A 16712-nucleotide genomic window follows, 5' to 3' on the forward strand; every position below is an offset into this window, starting at 1 on the left:
TGCCCGATCCTACGGGACGGGCAACTGTTGCCCCCAGGAAACTGCCATGCATCGCCCATTCGTCATTCTTGCTCACGTCGCCCACCCCGCCATCCTGGAGGGTTTTCTGCCTGCCGCGCACAAACGCGGGTTGCCAATCGTGGTGATCACCGATCACGCTCAGGAACACCGCCGCCTGCTCGCCACCTCGCACATATCAGCCGATGAGCTGCACGTTATCGAATGCGATGTGTTCAACCCGCTGGCCGTCATCGAGACACTCAACGGCCAGGGCCTGCGCCCGGTCGCGGTGTTCTCCAACAGTGACCACCTGCAGACCGCAACCGCACTGGTCGCCGAAGCATTCGAATGCCCTGGCAAGGACTGGCGACTGTGCTATGCGGCGAAGAACAAGGCCGCCATGCGCGAACGCATGCAACGCCTGGGCTTGCCCGGCCCATGGTTCCAGGTGCTTACCGCCAACTCCAGCGTGCCGGACGATGCACCATGGCCGGTGGTTGCCAAGCCTCGTGAGGGGGTCGCCAGCCTGGACGTCAAACTGTGTCACAACGCTGGCGACCTGGCCGTTTACTGCGAGCAGTTCTGGCAACAACAACCGGACCGGGCGCTGTTACTGGAAGCGTACATGGAGGGCCCTTTATTCACCCTCGAGACACTGGGCGATGGGCGCAGCCTGCAAGCTGTCGGTGGCTTTGACGTCTCCCTCTCGCCACCGCCGCATTTCGTGGAGCTGGCCGCACACTGGGATGGGCAACTCAGCCGCGCCCATCGTAGCGCCGCACTGGCTCAGGTGGCAGCGTTCGGGGTCAACTTCGGGGTTTGCCACAGCGAGTTCATTCTGACCGCCCAAGGCCCGGTGCTGGTTGAAATCAACTACCGCAGCATCGGCGATGGCCGCGAGTTCCTGCTTGATCGCCTGCTGCCACAGGGCTGGTTCGACCGCATCATCGCGTTGCATCTGGGACAACCACTGATCGAGGCGCAGCCCGCGCAAGCCCAGGCAACCGTCCATTATCTGGTGGCCGACCGCTCAGGGTGCCTGAACCAGGCCAGCGCCAGCTTCAATGTTGAAACCGAGGACCATTGGTGCGATTACCGCGCGCTGCACAACGCCGGCGACACGCTGACCATCAGTCACTCCAATAAGGACTACATCGGCGTACTGAGGCTGATCGCGCCGGATCAAGCGAGCCTTGAAGCACAACTGAATTCAACCCTGGACGACCTGAAGTGGGTGATCGCATGAGCCAGTATCCGGACGCAGCGGATCAGGCGCTCATTGCTCGACGCATCATCGATTGCTGCCTGCGCGAAGACATCCGCGGAATTGTCAGCCAGGGGCAGGTTTGTCGATTGCCCAAGGAACTGAGCGAGCATTTGCCGCACCCGCCCGCCGCAAACTGGTTGCGAATTGCCCATCTGGGTGGCGACGAACTCTGGCTGCCGTTGGCCAATGCGTATCCACTACAAGACTGGATCGGAACGTGCGACGCCTGGATCAAAGTATCGGCGCAAGGCAATGCTGTGCTTCAACGCGGCTACCGGCTCTGGCTGGATCACCTGAGCCACGGCCTGGACGAAGAAAGCCTGACGCTGTTCGCCGCATATCAGAAAGAAGCAGATTGCGCGAGCGAACATCGGACCCTGTGCAATCAGGCATATCGTGAACATGCACCTGCGCTGGGCGAGGCAATCGACCTGCAGGACTGGTCGCAGCGGCTGCTGAAGATCGATCAACTGGCGAGCTATCTGGATCACCCGTTCTACCCGACGGCCCGTGCCAAAAGTGGCTTCGATTCCACCGCGCTCAAAGGCTACGCGCCGGAGTTCGCGCCGCGCTTCGAGCTCAACTGGCTGGCGATTCCCAACCATGCCCTGAGCTTGACCAGCCCGCCGCCGCCACACTGGCCGACCTTCGAACAAATCGGCTTGCCACCGGCCTTGCAAAACACCCATTCATTGCTGCCAGTACACCCGCTGACATGGGATGAACTGGCGCAACACGGCATGCCTGAAGGCACACTCAAGGCGCCACTCACTGCCATACAGGTCGAGCCGACGCTGTCCGTGCGCACGGTGGTCTGCATCAATCAACCGCAGTGGCACATCAAGCTGCCGTTGTTGGTCAGCACCCTCGGTGCGCGCAATTTGCGCCTGATCAAGCCCAGCACCCTGTACGACGGCCACCGGTTCCAGACCATCCTGCAGGCCTTGAGCGAGCGCGATCCGATGCTCGCCGCACGCTATCTGCACGTTGACGAAAAACACGGCGGGCATGCCGCCGAGAGTCGTCACCTGGCCTACATCGTGCGTCAGTACCCGATGGGCCTGGAGAACGTAACGCTGGTGCCTGTCGCCGCATTGGCCAGCCCGCTTGCCGACGGGCGCCTGTTCCTCGAACAACTGGCCGAACGTTTCTACGCAGGTTCGTTGCAACACTGGCTGGATGACTATCTCGATCTGCTGCTGCAGGTCCATCTGCGACTCTGGCTGCAGTACGGCATCGCGCTGGAAGCCAACCAGCAGAACGCCGTATTGATGTTCGAACAAGGCCAGCCATTGCGCCTGCTGATGAAGGACAACGACGCCGCGCGCCTGTGGCCGCAGCGCCTGGCCAATGCTCGCCCGGACCTGGCTGATGCTGCGACAGCCTTGCAGGATGAGCGCATTCGTGTCGACAACAGCCAGCCACTGGCCGAAATGTTCTGCACCATTACCTTGCAGCTGAACATCGTTGCAATCCTGGAAGCGATAGCCACCGCGGGCCTGGCTACTCGCTCCAGCCTGTACGGCACGCTGCGCCGGCGTTTCATGACCTGCCTGGCACAGCTCGAAGCCGAAGGCATCGATTGTCATGACGCGCGCCAATGGCTGCTCGACAGTGCGAAATTGCCGGTGAAATACCTGCTCAGCGCCGGCAGCCTGTTCAGCAAGGCGCATTCCGGTGCCAGCGATATCAACAAATTTTATGGCTACAGCGCGGCAAACTTCCTGCTGGAGGACGCGCCATGCAACGACGCCTGATCACGAGTGTCCTGCTGGGGCATTACCTGTCGGCCTTCACGGCTCTGGGTATTCCGTTGTATCTGCCGCGCATTCTCAGCGATCTTGCACCTGGCACCCCTGGCTGGGCCATCGGTGTGCTGTTCGTCCTGCCAACCTTATGCACCGCACTGGCGGCCCCGATCTGGGGGCGTTGGGCCGATCGCAATGGTTGCCGCCTGTCGTTGCTGCGGGCTCATGCCGGGCTGTTCGTGGGTTTTCTGCTGGCAGGCTTCAGTCCCAATCTGACGGTGTTCGTCCTGGCGCTGATCATCCAGGGCACCTTCGGCGGCGCGATGGCAGCGTCCAACGCCTATCTGTCGACCCAGTTCAAGGGCGGCGACTTGTCCCGCGCCCTGAACTGGACGCAGTATTCGGCGCGCCTGGCGATGATCAGTGGGCCAATCCTCCTGGGGCTGCTGACTGCCCAAGGCCTGGGACTGGACCTGTATCGCTATCTGGCCTGGCTACCACTGCTGGCCTTCGTGCTCATCCTGCCACTGCCCAAGGACGCGCCCAAGCATGGGCTGGCGAGCAAAAAAGCGGAAGCATTGGGCGAACTGCCGCAAGACATGCCGCGGCTGCTGGCAGTGCAGTTTCTGTTCAGCTTCGCCATGGTCGTCACCTTCCCCTACTTCATGCCCTTCGGCGAGCAGTTGGGGATTGGCAACGACGCCTTGATCGGCGTGCTCTACAGCCTGCCGCATCTGGTCTACCTGCTGGCCTTGCCGTGGGTCCAGAAGCATCAGGGCAACCTGCTGTTGCATGGGCTGGCATTGCTGGCAATCAGTAACGCATTGCAGTTCTGGAGCGTACACGCCGAACCGCTGTTCATCCTGCGTCTGCTCAGCGGAGCCGGCATGCTGCTCAGCTTTGTCGGGCTGCACCGCTGCCTGAGCCAGCGCAGCCAGAAAGGCAGCGCCGGTCGCCTGTTCGGCTGGTTCGACTCAAGCGGCAAATGGGCCGGTACCGCTGCCGGTGTGGCTGCCGCCCTGATCAGCCAGTCCTTCGGCATCGCATCTCCGTTTCTTGTTGCATGCCTGGCGGCCATGGCAGCCATGGTGCTCGCACGCCCCCTATTGATGACCTCCCGGGAGATACCGGCATGACGCTCGCAATCCAGACCGCATCGTTGAATACCCTGTCCCTGCATGACCATGCCCTCGATGGCGAAGCTCAGCGACATGCCATCGAGTGCCTGCTCAACTGCTACCTGCGCGAATACGCATTGCCCCGCAACGAAGCCAACCTGGACTATCAAGCCCAGGACCTGCCGATGAGCCTGCGCCAGGCCAATGGCCGTTGTATCAGCATTCGCCTGCCCAGCGGCCGCCTGGTGGTACGCATCGACCGTGCCAGCCGCCTGGGTCGTTGCCACTACCGCAGCGCGCCTTATTTCAAAGGCAACAACCAGAGTTGGCGCCCGCTGAAAGCCCTTGAACTGGCGAGCTTGCTCTGCACCCCTCTCAGTGGCGCCGAGCGTGTCGGCGAGATGTTGCAACAGGTGGCCAACAGCCTACAGATCACCCGCACTTTTCTGCGTCACTCACGCCCGGCCAACGAAGCAGCCGACAGCCTGCTGGCATCCGAGCAGCATCAGCTGTGGGGCCATGCCCTGCATCCGACGCCGAAAAGTCGCGAAGGTATTTCCCATGACGATTTGCTGGCCTGCTCACCGGAAGTCGGCGCGCACTTTCAATTGCACTGGTTCAAGGTCGATCCGACGCTGGTTCGTCATCAAGGCGAAGACCCGCGCAGCACACTGCGCCAGTTGTCCGGGCGCGACGACGCCTATCCGTGCCACCCCTGGGAAGTCGCCCGCATACTTGCCGACCCGCTGGTGCAGCGTGCGCAACAGCAAGGCTTGATCGAATACCTCGGGCCCTTGGGCCAGGCCATGTACCCCACATCGTCGGTGCGCACGCTCTACCATCCGCAACTGCCCTATTTCATGAAGTTCTCGATGCATGTGCGCCTGACCAACTGCGTGCGCAAGAACGCCTGGTACGAACTGGACAGCGCCGTCGCCCTGACGCGCCTGCTCGGCCCGATCATGAGCGAGCTGGCAATACACCAGCCAGGCTTCGTGTTGATGCCGGAACCCAGCGCCACCAGCCTGGACCTCAGCGCCCTGGGTACGCTGGAGGAGGCCCGCGAAGTCACCGAATGCTTCGGTATCGTTTATCGGGAGAACCTGTCCCTCGCCGATCGCCAGCAGTACCAGCCGCAAGTGGCGATGGCGCTGTTCACCTGGGATCAGCAAGGTCGCAGTGTCTGCCGCCAGCAAGTACAGCGCTATGCCGACAACAGCGGCCTGCCCCTTGAGCAGGCCACGCTGAACTGGCTGCAGGCGTACGCGGCCCAAATGCTCGGCGGCGTGCTGTATTGCCTGTTCCGTCAGGGTGTGGTGTTGGAGCCGCACTTGCAGAACACGGTGATTGGCTTCGCGAAAGACGGCCTGCCTACCCAGGTCTGGATTCGCGACCTGGAAGGCACCAAGCTGGTGCCGGAAATCTGGCCCGCCGCACGCCTGAGTGAGCTGGACGAGCGCACGCGCAGCTCGGTGTACTACAGCGCGCAAAAAGCCTGGCAGCGCGTGGCTTACTGCGCACTGGTGAACAATCTCGGCGAAGCCACGTTCCATCTGGCCAACGGTAGCGAATTGCTGGAACAACAGTTATGGGCGCGAATCGGCGACCTGCTGCACGCCCAATCCACACGCCTCGATCATCCGCAGCAACTGCGTGAGCTGTGCGCCGGCGCGCCCTTCCCGAGCAAGGAAAACTTCCTGACGCGCCTGTTGATGCGCGCCGACCGCGAGGCAGGCTACACCTCGCTGCCCAGCCCACTGGCGATGATTGAAAAGAGAAAACGTGCATGAACCTTTCAGCCTCTGTCATACAGCACATCGAGCAACTCAAGACCAAACACGACGCACCATTGTGCGCCTACGTCTACGACCTGCCGGCCCTCGAACGACACGTAAAGGCAATGCGTGAGGTACTGCCAGCAAACTGCGAGTTGTTCTACGCCGCCAAGGCCAATCCGGAAGCCTTGGTACTCAAGACCCTGGCGCCATGGGTGGATGGTTTCGAGGCGGCCTCGGGCGGGGAGCTTGCGTGGCTGCACGAGCAATGCCCGGACCAACCGCTGATCTTCGGAGGCCCTGGCAAGCTTGATCGCGAACTGGAGATTGCCCTGCAATACCGCATTTCGGCGTTTCATGTGGAGAGCGTGACCGAATTGCGCAGCCTGGCACGCATCGCCCGCGAACGCGGTGTGCGAGCCCCGGTAATGCTGCGGCTGAACCTGAAGCTGGCCCAGGCACCACAGAGTCGGTTGGTCATGGGCGGCAAACCCACGCCGTTCGGCCTGGATGAGGAAGGTCTGGCAAGTGCTCTGCAAATCCTGCGCGAAGAACCGTCCCTGGAACTCAAGGGTTTGCACTTCCACCTGCTGTCGCACCAATTGGATGTGGATGCACACCTTGAGTTGATTCGCAGCTACTTCCTGACCTTCCGCCAATTGTGCGCCGACCATGACCTGCAACTGCCACTGCTGAATGTCGGCGGCGGAATGGGCATCAACTATCAGGACCCGACGAAGTCGTTCGATTGGCCAAGGTTTTGCCAGGGCTTGCAGGGGTTGATCAATGAATATGAGATGGGCGCAACCTGCGTACGTTTCGAGATCGGCCGCTTCATCAGCGCTGCCTGTGGTTACTACGTCATGCAGGTGCTGGACATCAAAAGCAGCCATGGGGAATTCTTTGCAATAGGACGCGGCGGCACCCACCATTTTCGCACCCCGGCGGCTCAAGGCCACGACCATCCGTTCACGGTGTTGCGAGGTACTCAAGCGGCACAGATCAGCAATCAGTCCGTGACCCTGGTAGGCCAGTTGTGCACACCAAAAGACGTTCTTGCACGCCAACAACCCGTAGCGCAGCTCGCGATAGGTGACCTGCTGGTATTCACTTTGGCGGGCGCCTATGCCTGGAACATCTCGCACCAGAACTTCCTGATGCATGAACCACCGCTGAAGGTTTTTATCGAGGACTGATTCCACGCTACTATCGGCCTTTGTGCTGCTTCTGTGGCTGCTGCTGCGAAGCGTGCTCCAAACACTTCGGGCAGCTTTCATCCGTATCCAATGGATGAACTGCGGGTCAGATGATCAGTGGGCAATCACGAAGTGAGGCAAGTGAGCATGAATACTCCCAAAAACGCGTCCTTTGCCTATCAGGCTGTGTACCGCTATCTCGTCGAGCTGATCGACAATGTCCCTTCGGAGCATGAGCAAAGACTGCCGTCATTGCGGCAGTTGGCCCAACGCCTGAGTGTGTCGGTATCGACAACCAAGTACGCCTATTCGCTGCTCGAGGACGAGGGGCGGATCTATGCCAAACCCAAGTTCGGTTACTTCAGCAAGTCGCAAGCAGCCCCTTCACCCAGTGAAAGCTCGCCCAACCTCCTCGACAGCGTGTTCTCCAACGCACGCCAGCCGGGGATGCTGGCCCTGAGCAGCGATGCACCGGCAATGCTGTTGTCGTTGGAAAATCCGCTGTTGATGCTGGAGCGCGAACTGGCCCGCCAGTACCCACGTTCCCCTGCCCCGCTCTATCAACCATTCGGCGAACCCGAATTGCGCGCAGCATTGGCCGATCGCTACACCCGGTCCACTCACTGTTATTGGCAGGCCAGCCATGTGTATATCGGCTCGGACCTGCACAGTGTGCTGGAGTTGTCCCTCAGCGCCCTGGCCCTGGAAGGCACTGTGGCGCTGGTGGAGTCGCCATGCTCGTGGGCGATTCTGCGCCAATTGCAGGCGGCGAAAATTCGCGTGATCGAAATGCCCCTTGGCGCAGATGGCCGCTTCAACCTGCCCGCACTCGAGGAGCTGCTCAGGCGTGAACCCATCCGGCTGGCCGTGCTGTCGTCAACCGTGAACATTCCCCAGGGCGGCCTGATGCCGGCACAGGATAAACAACAGATATGCCGCTGGCTGGCGGAGCGGACTATCTGGCTATTTGAAAACGACACCTATGGCCAGTTGTGCTTCTCGCCAGAACCCTCGCGTTATCGTGACTTTGCCGACCCCGACAGACTGCTGGTGTTCTCGACCTTCGACAAAATCATCGGTTCGGAAGCCCCTTACGGGTATGTGTTGTGTCGCCAGCATGAACCGCAGTTGCGGCGGCTATTTCTGGCGCGCGGGTTTCGCCTGTCGCCGATCCGCCAGAAAGCAATCGCCAAACTCTTCAACTCCAAGCGCGTCGACCAGCATCTGGTGCGGTTGCGAGGCGTATTGCACAAGCGCATGACGCACATGAAGAGCTTGCTCAAGGAGCATACCGATGGCCAGTTGCAGGTGATCGTCCCACATGGCGGCGCAGCTTTCTGGCTCGAGGCCACACGCCCGGTAGACATGCGACGGGTGTTCGAGCGCTTGCTGGGGCAGCATATCGTCATCGCACCCGGAGAAATCTTCAGCCAGCAGCAGGCCTGGAAACACCATTTGCGCCTGAGCTATACGCTCGACTGGAGCAAGGATGTTCCCCAAGCCCTGGAGAAACTGGCCCAGGCTATCGGCGCAGAGCGCTAGGCTGGTCTAGAGCCCGTAGCAATGGCGCGCTTCAGGAAAACGGCCATGGCGCACATCTTCGGCAAAATTCAGGCAAGCCTCGCGAATCTGTGCACCGACATCGGCATATTGTTTGACGAAGCGCGGCATTTGCTCGCCGCCCAGGCCCAGTACATCCTCGGTGACCAGCACCTGCCCGTCGCAGGCTGGCGAGGCGCCAATGCCAATGGTGGGCATTTTCGAATCCAGGGTGATCTGCCGGGCCACGCCTTCGGCCACACCTTCAAGTAACAGACTGAACGCACCCGCCTCAAGATTGGCCCGCGCATCCTCGGCAATCAGCGCGCCTGTTTCAGCCGTCAGGCCCTGGGCCTTGAACCCACCCATTACATTGACAAACTGCGGCATCAGCCCGATGTGAGCCATGACCGGAATACCACGCGCCACCAGGAACTCGACGGTTCCCGCCAGCGCCTTGTTGGCTTCCAGCTTCACGGCATCGCAACCGGTGCGCGCCAAAACCTGGGCGCAGTTGCGAAAGGCCTGCTCGTTGGACTCCTGATAGCTGCCAAAAGGCATATCGGCAATCACACAGGACAGGCCCGTGCTATCAACCACGGCACGGGTGTGACCGATGATTTCTTCAAGCTGCATGCTCAGTGTGGATGCCCGGCCATAGCCAACCATAGCGGTGGAATCACCCACTAGAATGAAATCGACAATAGGGTCGATCAACTTGGCAATCGAGCTGGAATACGCCGTCAGGGAAACGATTTTCTGCTGGCCCTTCATTGCGACCAATTGCGGGACCGTCATTCGTTTAGTGCGGGTATGGATGCTCATGGGATTTCCCTGTGGTGATCGCCCTCTGGCTGAAACGGCCTCGAGAATCTCATCGAGCACGGGTTGAGACTTTTCTCTACAGCGCTCAACCAGCGTGGGCCTGGAGCAGCCGATTATTGGTTAAACACCAAAAGATTCAATGTACAGATTCCGCCTGAAAAGCAACCCAGGTCAAGCACCGTCCTCAGCATAATAGCCTCTGCTTACTAGGCCCCTACCAATAGGTCGTCGCAGGGATATAACAGACCTATCACCCTGCGGTCAGAGTACTTACTTCAGACTGAATACCCAGATGCCGGACCTATACGAAAGAACTCAAGGGAATAAGGAAATAACAAATATCTCAGACACCTATTTCACCGCTCGTCGGAATCGACACATTAGAAGGGCAATGGCACCTTGCATTTACCCGTCTATAGGCTTGACTGTAGCAGGCAGAACAATATACCACTTAACAAAATTATATTTTCCCTGGAGTCTAGTATCTATCGCCTCCAGTATCAATGGGATATGAAATTACCAACGAGTTAACCTAACTACAGATTCTCTGTAGCAGTGGCAAGTCTGCAGCTTTATTCTAAATAGGGAGCCAACTCATGGAATGTAAATTCAAAAAGGAATGTAAATATGGCTATCACAATCACAAACGGTGCAAGCGGACTTATCAAAGTTGCAGTAGGCACATGGCACAAAGACGGTAGTGACGACTATTACACAATAGAGCAAGGCAATACCGAAACGTGGTCGCGTAGCGATTCAAGAGGCTATTTAATGGCCGTACAAGGTCAAGCAAAGACAAACGAGTACTATATCTCCCCCAGCAGTAAAATAGTTATCGAAGATAACCTTGTCAAAGATCACGGCCAATCTATTAGCCCACTGATGTTAGTCAATGCGTGATATGTGTCAGTAAACGCATGTAGATGCTACTCAAAACAGCAGACGACCAAGAAAACTTATGTCCGGGCCGGAGCTATTGCCAACCCGACAAAATAGAAAGTATTGGTATGCTCACTTCAGTGTTTTGGTACGTCTACAGTTTTCAGCAGGCAATAAAAACCCCCGTAGACGTTAATCTACGGGGGTTTTAAGAGTGGAGACCGAGGTCGGAATGGAACCGGCGTAGGCAAATTTCGATCCGACAGCGAAATACAAGCAGGCCTAGTCCTGTAGCGTTATTTGATTCCGAAACCAAGACAAAAAAACACCTCTGTAGACCGTATAGAGCGTGACCCCTTGCCTTTATTTTGAAGCTGATTTTACCCTCCCTCAGGCGTCCTGCCGACCGAACGCAATCTCATCAAGCAAGCCGACTGCTACGCTGTATAACTATTCTGATAGGCCACACTTGCATGTCACAAGAGGCAACCGATGAGCCGAAACCCTGACCCATCCCCAGTGACTAAACTACCTGTCCAGGCATCCAGTATGGATAAAATGCCGTCGACTGAGCCTTTTCCTGCCAGGCCCAATTGGCAGCGTGCCTAGAAAATCCGGGGCGATTCAGATTATCAGAACAACGGCTCGTAAACCGGAAGTGCCATTAGCTAGAGCTTGGTGTCACTGGCCGAGCGCGCACTTTCCTCATGCAACATGACCTGCACAAAGCCATGATTCCAAAATCGAAAAATCGATTCTTCAAATGAAAAAGAAAAACCCGGCATTTCTGACGGGCTTTGCATACCGCTCTAAGCGTGTCGTTTGAGTGCAACCTTCGACCAAAGGGTAAAGGCGACTGGTGGTGTCCAACCTGAGTTTGATGTGTGCTCTTGCAGGCACAGGTACATATTGCCTTCGTAAGTCACGCCGTCCTTCTCGCTATAGCGGTGGTTCAATTGCCATTCGGGATACTCTGGATCTGTTATGTCTCCAACGGTTCTAACGCTCAGGCTCTTGCTGGGGAGCGACTCTTTTCCCGAAGAGTCTGTTGCCGCGACAAAGTAGCTGTACTGGGTGTTCGGCGTTAGACCCGAGTCTTCCAGCGTCAAGGACGCCGTATGACCTATTGGGGCCCCATTTCGATACAGCGTGTATGTCTCGATTGGACGAGGTCCGGTTGAAGCCCTCCAACTCAAGGTCATGCTGGTTTCAGTCACGCTCGCAGAGGACAAACTTGAGGGAGCCGTTGGCCGGTCACCAATACCTGTCTCACCGTGAATCAACGGGGCATAGCGATTGTAGAACTCCCCACCGTAGGGGACATTGTTCCTGCTAACACCATCGTCCCAATTGGTCGACCAGGTCATGAGTCCTTTGATGGAGTGACCGGCAGAATCGAGACGTTTAAACGCATTAACCACCGCAGCGGGATCAATCACATAGCCTGTAGCCGCAGCGTCAACGTTGGCTGGTAAGCCAATGACGAATTTGTCTGCGGGAATAGCGGTGTAGTTCCTAGTGCCCGTTACGAGGCTTTCGGTCAGGTAGTAGAGAAAGTCCTCTTTCATCGCATCATTGTTCTGCGCAATCCAGGCCCCCTGACCGCCATTGGCCTCTGGAACCCAGATCCCATCGCCACCTTGGTTGTAGTATTGAGGCGCAATGAAATCGTAGTACCCCTCAAGGGCCTGAATGTAGTCAATGTACTTGCCGCCAAGATTAAGATAGGGAAACTCAGGCGCCATGCTGATGATGAAATGCTTCCCCTCATCCTTGTAGTGATCCTTCACCAGCTTCAAGGCTGCAGGCAGCACCGTCTTGTTATCAGCGAAATCAATGGCGCTTTGCTCAAGGTCGATATCCAGCCCATCGAAGCCGTAGGTTTCAACCAAACGAATGATCTCATTCGCCAGAGGTAGTTCATCCCCAATGTGCAACTCGATATGAGCGTCGGCGCCGCCCAACGAGATCAAGACAGCCCTTTCCTGGCTGTTCAGCACGCCTACCTGGCGGCGAAACTCTTCGTCGGAGAGGTTATGCGGCTTGAACGTAGGAATGCCCTCGCCTTTCATAAAAGCCACAGCAACAACGTTGTAGTCCTGGGGTACATCCACCAACTCTAGATTACTAAACTGCCCACCTTGATAACCGTCACTGTGGCCAGCCGGCCAATTATGCCAAAAACCCATAAGGATTTTTTTATTGGCAATGCTAGGCATTAACGATGCTGAGTCACTTACTTTTGACTTTAACAATGAAAAATCAATCTTAGGCATTATTCTATTCCTTCAGAATTATACTAGGAGCTGTACATGACTCAACTTTATTTAAAATTTACATCAAACGCCTGATAGAACGCATTGCCAGTATCAGCAACTACCCAAAGTAAAATAATGACATGATGTCCCTGTTTACCCGTAGGCAGTTTCACTTCATGCTCAGTCTTCGCCTTCAATTCGGCGGTATGCTCATAGTAGGGAACCTGAGTATAAAAATCATCGCAGAAGGACTTTGGTTCAAGCTGAGCGCGGCTGATACGTTTTTCAGGATCCCAACCATCTTTGGTGATAAACCAACTGTAACCCCGAGTTACGTGAGGCATGGTGTATACCCATTTAACACGAAAGGTTTCGCCCGGGTTAACATCCAACAGAGGCCAGGCAAATGGGCGATTTAGCTTTTGGCTCATTTCTTCATTAGTGAAATTAACGCAGTCCCGGGAGTCAGTCTTACTACCACTGAGGATATAACCATCAGTCGGTGGCATCAGGCTCCCGTTGTCAGTCTCATAAGGTCTTGGGAATGGGCCAGCAGTCAACGATGGGAAGTTCTTACCTCCCTCCATTTCATTAGCCTCCCAGTCAAGTATGAGGCCTTGTTCTGTCGCAATAGCAGAACGACTAGCGGGGGAAATTACACGACCGTGTTTCAACTGCGACTTGGATTCTGGCTTATTCATTGGTTCATTCCTTTGGTTAATTGATCTCCTCTCTAGGAGAACTCTTAGGCTAGCGCAAGATTTTAGATTGTCTATTATTCGGCCACTTCTATTTGCCCACTTCAAGGAATGATGAGGCATGTTGCGCGGAAGATTTGATGCAGCAAGGAAAGCGGCCGGCGTTGAAAAGGCTCATTTTCAGATGCGCGACTTGCGCGCAAAAGCTGGCACAGACAAGGCGGAATCGAGTGGGGATATCCTGCAAGCCAGGGACCAGCTTGGGCACACAACTGTTGTCATGACAGAGAACTACATCCGTAAACGGATCGGTAAAAAGTCACGCCGACGAAGTGAATTGCGGAAAGGAGTAAAATATTGCGGAAATTATCAAGGACCCAGCAAGCATGAAAACTTTACTAAGTCCTTGTTTTAATTGGTGCCCGAACCCGGAATCGAACCGGGACGCCCTTACAGGCGGGGGATTTTAAGTCCCATGCGTCTACCAGTTTCGCCATTCGGGCGGTAGCGCGATGAAGCAGCACAAGATCAAAGCCCTTGAGCGTCGCAACAGGCTAGGGAATATATAGATCCAAGACCCTCGGCGCAAGTTTGCGGGCGGTCTTTTTCAGATTTATCGCAGGCCCCCATCCAAGAAAAAAACTCATCAGATCAGTGATCTACGCGTCATTCACGGTTGGCCGGCCGGACAGAGCCCTGGAAGCCCCCTCCTCGCCTCATGAACCCAGGTGCCTGCAGCGCTCATCACCAGGACTGGAAGTACAGCCGGATATTTCCTGCTTTTCTGCTGATCGCGAGAGAAGGTATTTGTCCTGCCGCGCTAGGTCAAGAACTCTGGTTGGCACCTCTGCGGATCAGGTCAAACCCCACTGCACCGGCGTGGCAGGAGCATCTGATACGCTTTTTTCTTGATCACCTGAATCTGTACCGAACAGTTCCCACCCCCGATAATGGGCCACTCCCGACGCACTCGTGGAGCCCGGCGGGAATTATCCTGCGGTTCATCTACCTTTCGGAGGCCCCATGGCTAAGATGGCATTTTTTCTGTTCGGCTTTTTGGCGCTGACCGTTGCGATTGGTTTGCTCGCCACGGTTTCACCGGTTTGAAACAGGCTTGGCCTTTTCAACCTGCAAAGAACATCGGGTACAAAGACAATACCAGCAGTGCAGCCATGGACCAGTTGAAGAGCCTCAGCCAGCGCGGGTTACGCAACACACTGCGCAAGCCGCTACCAAACCCGGCCCACACGCACACGCTGGGCAGGTTGATCAGTGCAAACACTGCCGCGATCACCAGCACGTTAGTGAAGTAACCCTGCGCAGGCGTATAGGTGGTGATAGCCCCCAACGCCATGACCCAGGCCTTGGGGTTGACCCACTGAAACACTGCCGCGCCCAGGAAAGTCATGGGGCTGCGTTTGCCCTCGGTTTCATCGGACATAGGGCTGGACGTCGCGATCTTCCACGCCAGGTACAACAAATAGGCAGCCCCGACATAGCGCAACGCTGTGTAGGCCCAAGGCAGTGCCTTGAACACCTCCCCCAGGCCCAGGCCGACCGAAATCACCAGCACCATGAATCCCACACTGATTCCCATGGCATGCGGGATTGAACGGCGGAATCCGAAGTTCACTCCTGACGCCAGTAACATGGTGTTGTTCGGTCCAGGCGTGATCGAAGATACAAAGGCAAACAGTGCGAAGGCTGAAAGCAGGCTTGAGGACATGAACATGAGGCGTCATCCAGGCGAATTATTGTCGCCCTGACACTAGAGTGTTCAGCGCAGGCTCGCCCCGTACAGCTATCAACAGATAGAGAGATACACTTTGGTCAAGCACATATTCGGCTCTGCGTGCATTCGGCTAACTCTTTCACATCCCTTTCACACTCAAGCGCCTATGGTGGTCTCAGCTCCTAAGTGAACACCTTTAAGCCCGCTCTCCCCATCGCGGGCTTTTCTTTGCCTGCGATTTGACCAGACGGACCAGCCGATACGCTACGAAGCGCTCTTTCCCAAACGCTTCTATCAGTCACGCATTCAGTGCACGATGGGCGCCGCTATTCGTTTGGACGTCGATTTCATTCCGCATGAACATCTGCACACCCAGCGATATCAAGCGCTATCACCTCCTGCGAGGTCATGACTTCAGCATATTCGCCGTTGAGGATTGCCAGGGTCAGTTCATGCACCGTCCCTGCCTCCCAAGACTTTCCGTCGGCGCTGACAACCGGTACAGCCGTCGTACTATCAGAAGGCAGGATGATGTGGTACCCGAGGGCTTTTCCGGCACGAACAGTGGCATCCATACTGTTGTGGATCACTACCCCCGTTAACACGAAACGCTCTACCCGCATGCCCTTGAGAACTTGATCCAACTCAGTACCAATAAAGGCGCAGTTCTGTTGTTTGACAATCACCAACTCTCCCTCAACAGGAGCAACCTCTCGCTTGATGCCATTCCATGGGCCGTGGACGTGATAGGTCGAGGCTGGTGCTTGCTCATCATGCTTTATGTGCATGACAGGCCAGCCTTTAAGCCTCCAATACGCCAGAAGACACTGAATCGCCGCCAGGTAACCGGGATTGCTCTTGCCATCCCAGACAGGCTGATCAATTGCGTCCTGTACATCTAGGATAATCAGAGGAACGGGGCTGTGTTGAGTACTCATGGTCTGCAATCTCTACTAAGGTGGCCTGCGGTTAGATACCGGCAAGGGCGTTATTTATCGACTTGTTCAGCGCAACCGGCGTTGCTGTCGCCCGCATACACCCAGGTGGCTGAGTACCCGAAAGATTGCCCGGACATTGTGTCGATGCATGGCGTGCCAACCACCTCCAACATGAACGTTTTGTCACCGTCCTTGCCCATGTATTTAACACCCTCGCCAGAAGTTGCACGTTGCGCCGTGAGCTTTGTCCCGTTTGGGTTTTCGGGGGTTTTCCAGGTCAAGGTGTCTGCACTGGTTTTGATTGACCAGAACGGCTCATTGCCTCTTGCCACGAACTGCACAAGCGCTTTTTCCGACTGGGCCGTTGCAGGTGACGCCTCTTTGCTACCTGCGGGCATCAACAGGCTGCAGGATGTCAGGCTCATCGTTAATAAAAGGATTGAAAGGAGCGAAAGGTCAGGACGTTTCATAACACCAGTTTTTTTAAAAAGTGATGCCGCAACATAGCAAAAAATCCTGCAACCTTGTGCAGATCGAGCGAAATCTCAAGCGCCAAAGTTGAAGGCTATGGAGATTCGCGGCCTTGCGCCTTCGAAGCGTTGTGCCGAATGCATCAGCCAAGACGGAAACATATTGAATATGCCACTGGTGGCTGCACGCGTAGTACTGAGCCCGGCAGTAATGCAATCATTGAGTTTCCGTTCAACGACCGGGCAGCCCGTATTGTTCGCGATGAACT

General features: G+C 56.4%; 14 protein-coding genes, 1 tRNA gene and 1 pseudogene. 8 read left to right on the plus strand and 8 right to left on the minus strand.

Features of this window, described 5'->3' with window-relative positions; translation table 11 throughout:
* Positions 1-46: 46 nt before the first annotated feature.
* From OQ460_RS12900 to OQ460_RS12925, 6 genes are all read left to right on the plus strand, one after another.
* Positions 47-1246, plus strand: a complete 1200-nt coding sequence (locus tag OQ460_RS12900; RefSeq protein ID WP_410017875.1) for an ATP-grasp domain-containing protein — start codon at positions 47-49, stop codon at positions 1244-1246.
* The gene (locus OQ460_RS12905) at positions 1243-3024 is read left to right on the plus strand and encodes an IucA/IucC family protein (protein WP_410017876.1); all 1782 of its coding nucleotides are present in this window, start codon (positions 1243-1245) and stop codon (positions 3022-3024) included. The genes OQ460_RS12900 and OQ460_RS12905 overlap by 4 nt, the downstream gene beginning before the upstream one ends.
* A complete protein-coding gene (locus OQ460_RS12910; RefSeq protein ID WP_410017877.1) occupies positions 3009-4151 on the plus strand; it encodes an MFS transporter in 1143 nt (380 codons plus the stop codon). The genes OQ460_RS12905 and OQ460_RS12910 overlap by 16 nt, the downstream gene beginning before the upstream one ends.
* A complete protein-coding gene (locus tag OQ460_RS12915) occupies positions 4148-5923 on the plus strand; it encodes an IucA/IucC family protein (protein ID WP_410017878.1) in 1776 nt (591 codons plus the stop codon). Before OQ460_RS12910 ends, OQ460_RS12915 begins: the two co-directional genes overlap by 4 nt.
* Positions 5920-7104: a type III PLP-dependent enzyme gene (locus tag OQ460_RS12920; protein ID WP_410017879.1), complete on the plus strand. Its 1185-nt coding sequence runs from the start codon at positions 5920-5922 to the stop codon at positions 7102-7104. The genes OQ460_RS12915 and OQ460_RS12920 overlap by 4 nt, the downstream gene beginning before the upstream one ends.
* A 147-nt stretch (positions 7105-7251) precedes the next feature.
* Positions 7252-8646 carry a PLP-dependent aminotransferase family protein gene (locus OQ460_RS12925; protein WP_410017880.1) on the plus strand — a complete coding sequence of 465 codons (1395 nt, stop codon included), beginning with the start codon at positions 7252-7254 and terminating at the stop codon, positions 8644-8646.
* Between the two features lie 6 nt (positions 8647-8652).
* Here OQ460_RS12925 and panB read toward each other — a convergent pair whose 3' ends face one another.
* Positions 8653-9468, minus strand: a complete 816-nt coding sequence (gene panB / locus OQ460_RS12930; protein WP_410017881.1) for a 3-methyl-2-oxobutanoate hydroxymethyltransferase — start codon at positions 9466-9468, stop codon at positions 8653-8655.
* A 627-nt stretch (positions 9469-10095) separates the two neighbouring features.
* On the opposite strand from panB, the gene OQ460_RS12935 reads away from it, so the two are divergent.
* On the plus strand, positions 10096-10368 hold the full coding sequence (locus OQ460_RS12935; protein ID WP_410017882.1) for a hypothetical protein: 273 nt from the start codon (positions 10096-10098) through the stop codon (positions 10366-10368).
* Positions 10369-11156: 788 nt separating this feature from the next.
* On the opposite strand, the gene OQ460_RS12940 is transcribed toward OQ460_RS12935, so the two are convergent.
* Both OQ460_RS12940 and OQ460_RS12945 read right to left on the minus strand, forming a co-directional pair.
* On the minus strand, positions 11157-12623 hold the full coding sequence (locus tag OQ460_RS12940; RefSeq protein ID WP_410017883.1) for a glycosyl hydrolase family 18 protein: 1467 nt from the start codon (positions 12621-12623) through the stop codon (positions 11157-11159).
* Between the two features lie 47 nt (positions 12624-12670).
* Positions 12671-13306: a lytic polysaccharide monooxygenase auxiliary activity family 9 protein gene (locus tag OQ460_RS12945; protein ID WP_410017884.1), complete on the minus strand. Its 636-nt coding sequence runs from the start codon at positions 13304-13306 to the stop codon at positions 12671-12673.
* Positions 13307-13424: 118 nt separating this feature from the next.
* On the opposite strand from OQ460_RS12945, the pseudogene OQ460_RS12950 reads away from it, so the two are divergent.
* Positions 13425-13639: pseudogene (locus tag OQ460_RS12950) on the plus strand (tyrosine-type recombinase/integrase); the annotation flags it as partial.
* Positions 13640-13719: 80 nt separating this feature from the next.
* On the opposite strand, the gene OQ460_RS12955 reads toward OQ460_RS12950, so the two are convergent.
* From OQ460_RS12955 to OQ460_RS12975, 5 genes are all read right to left on the minus strand, one after another.
* Positions 13720-13806 (minus strand) — tRNA-Leu (locus OQ460_RS12955).
* Between the two features lie 620 nt (positions 13807-14426).
* Complete coding sequence (locus tag OQ460_RS12960) at positions 14427-15035, minus strand: LysE family translocator (protein WP_410017885.1); 609 nt, start codon at positions 15033-15035, stop codon at positions 14427-14429.
* 347 nt (positions 15036-15382) lie between these two features.
* On the minus strand, positions 15383-15973 hold the full coding sequence (locus OQ460_RS12965; RefSeq protein WP_410017886.1) for an isochorismatase family protein: 591 nt from the start codon (positions 15971-15973) through the stop codon (positions 15383-15385).
* 50 nt (positions 15974-16023) lie between these two features.
* The gene (locus OQ460_RS12970; RefSeq protein WP_410017887.1) at positions 16024-16443 is read right to left on the minus strand and encodes a hypothetical protein; all 420 of its coding nucleotides are present in this window, start codon (positions 16441-16443) and stop codon (positions 16024-16026) included.
* 75 nt (positions 16444-16518) lie between these two features.
* Positions 16519-16605, minus strand: a complete 87-nt coding sequence (locus OQ460_RS12975; RefSeq protein ID WP_410021998.1) for a putative 2OG-Fe(II) oxygenase — start codon at positions 16603-16605, stop codon at positions 16519-16521.
* Positions 16606-16712 lie beyond the last annotated feature (107 nt).

This window comes from Pseudomonas imrae (assembly GCF_046352735.2).
Lineage (GTDB): Bacteria > Pseudomonadota > Gammaproteobacteria > Pseudomonadales > Pseudomonadaceae > Aquipseudomonas > Aquipseudomonas imrae.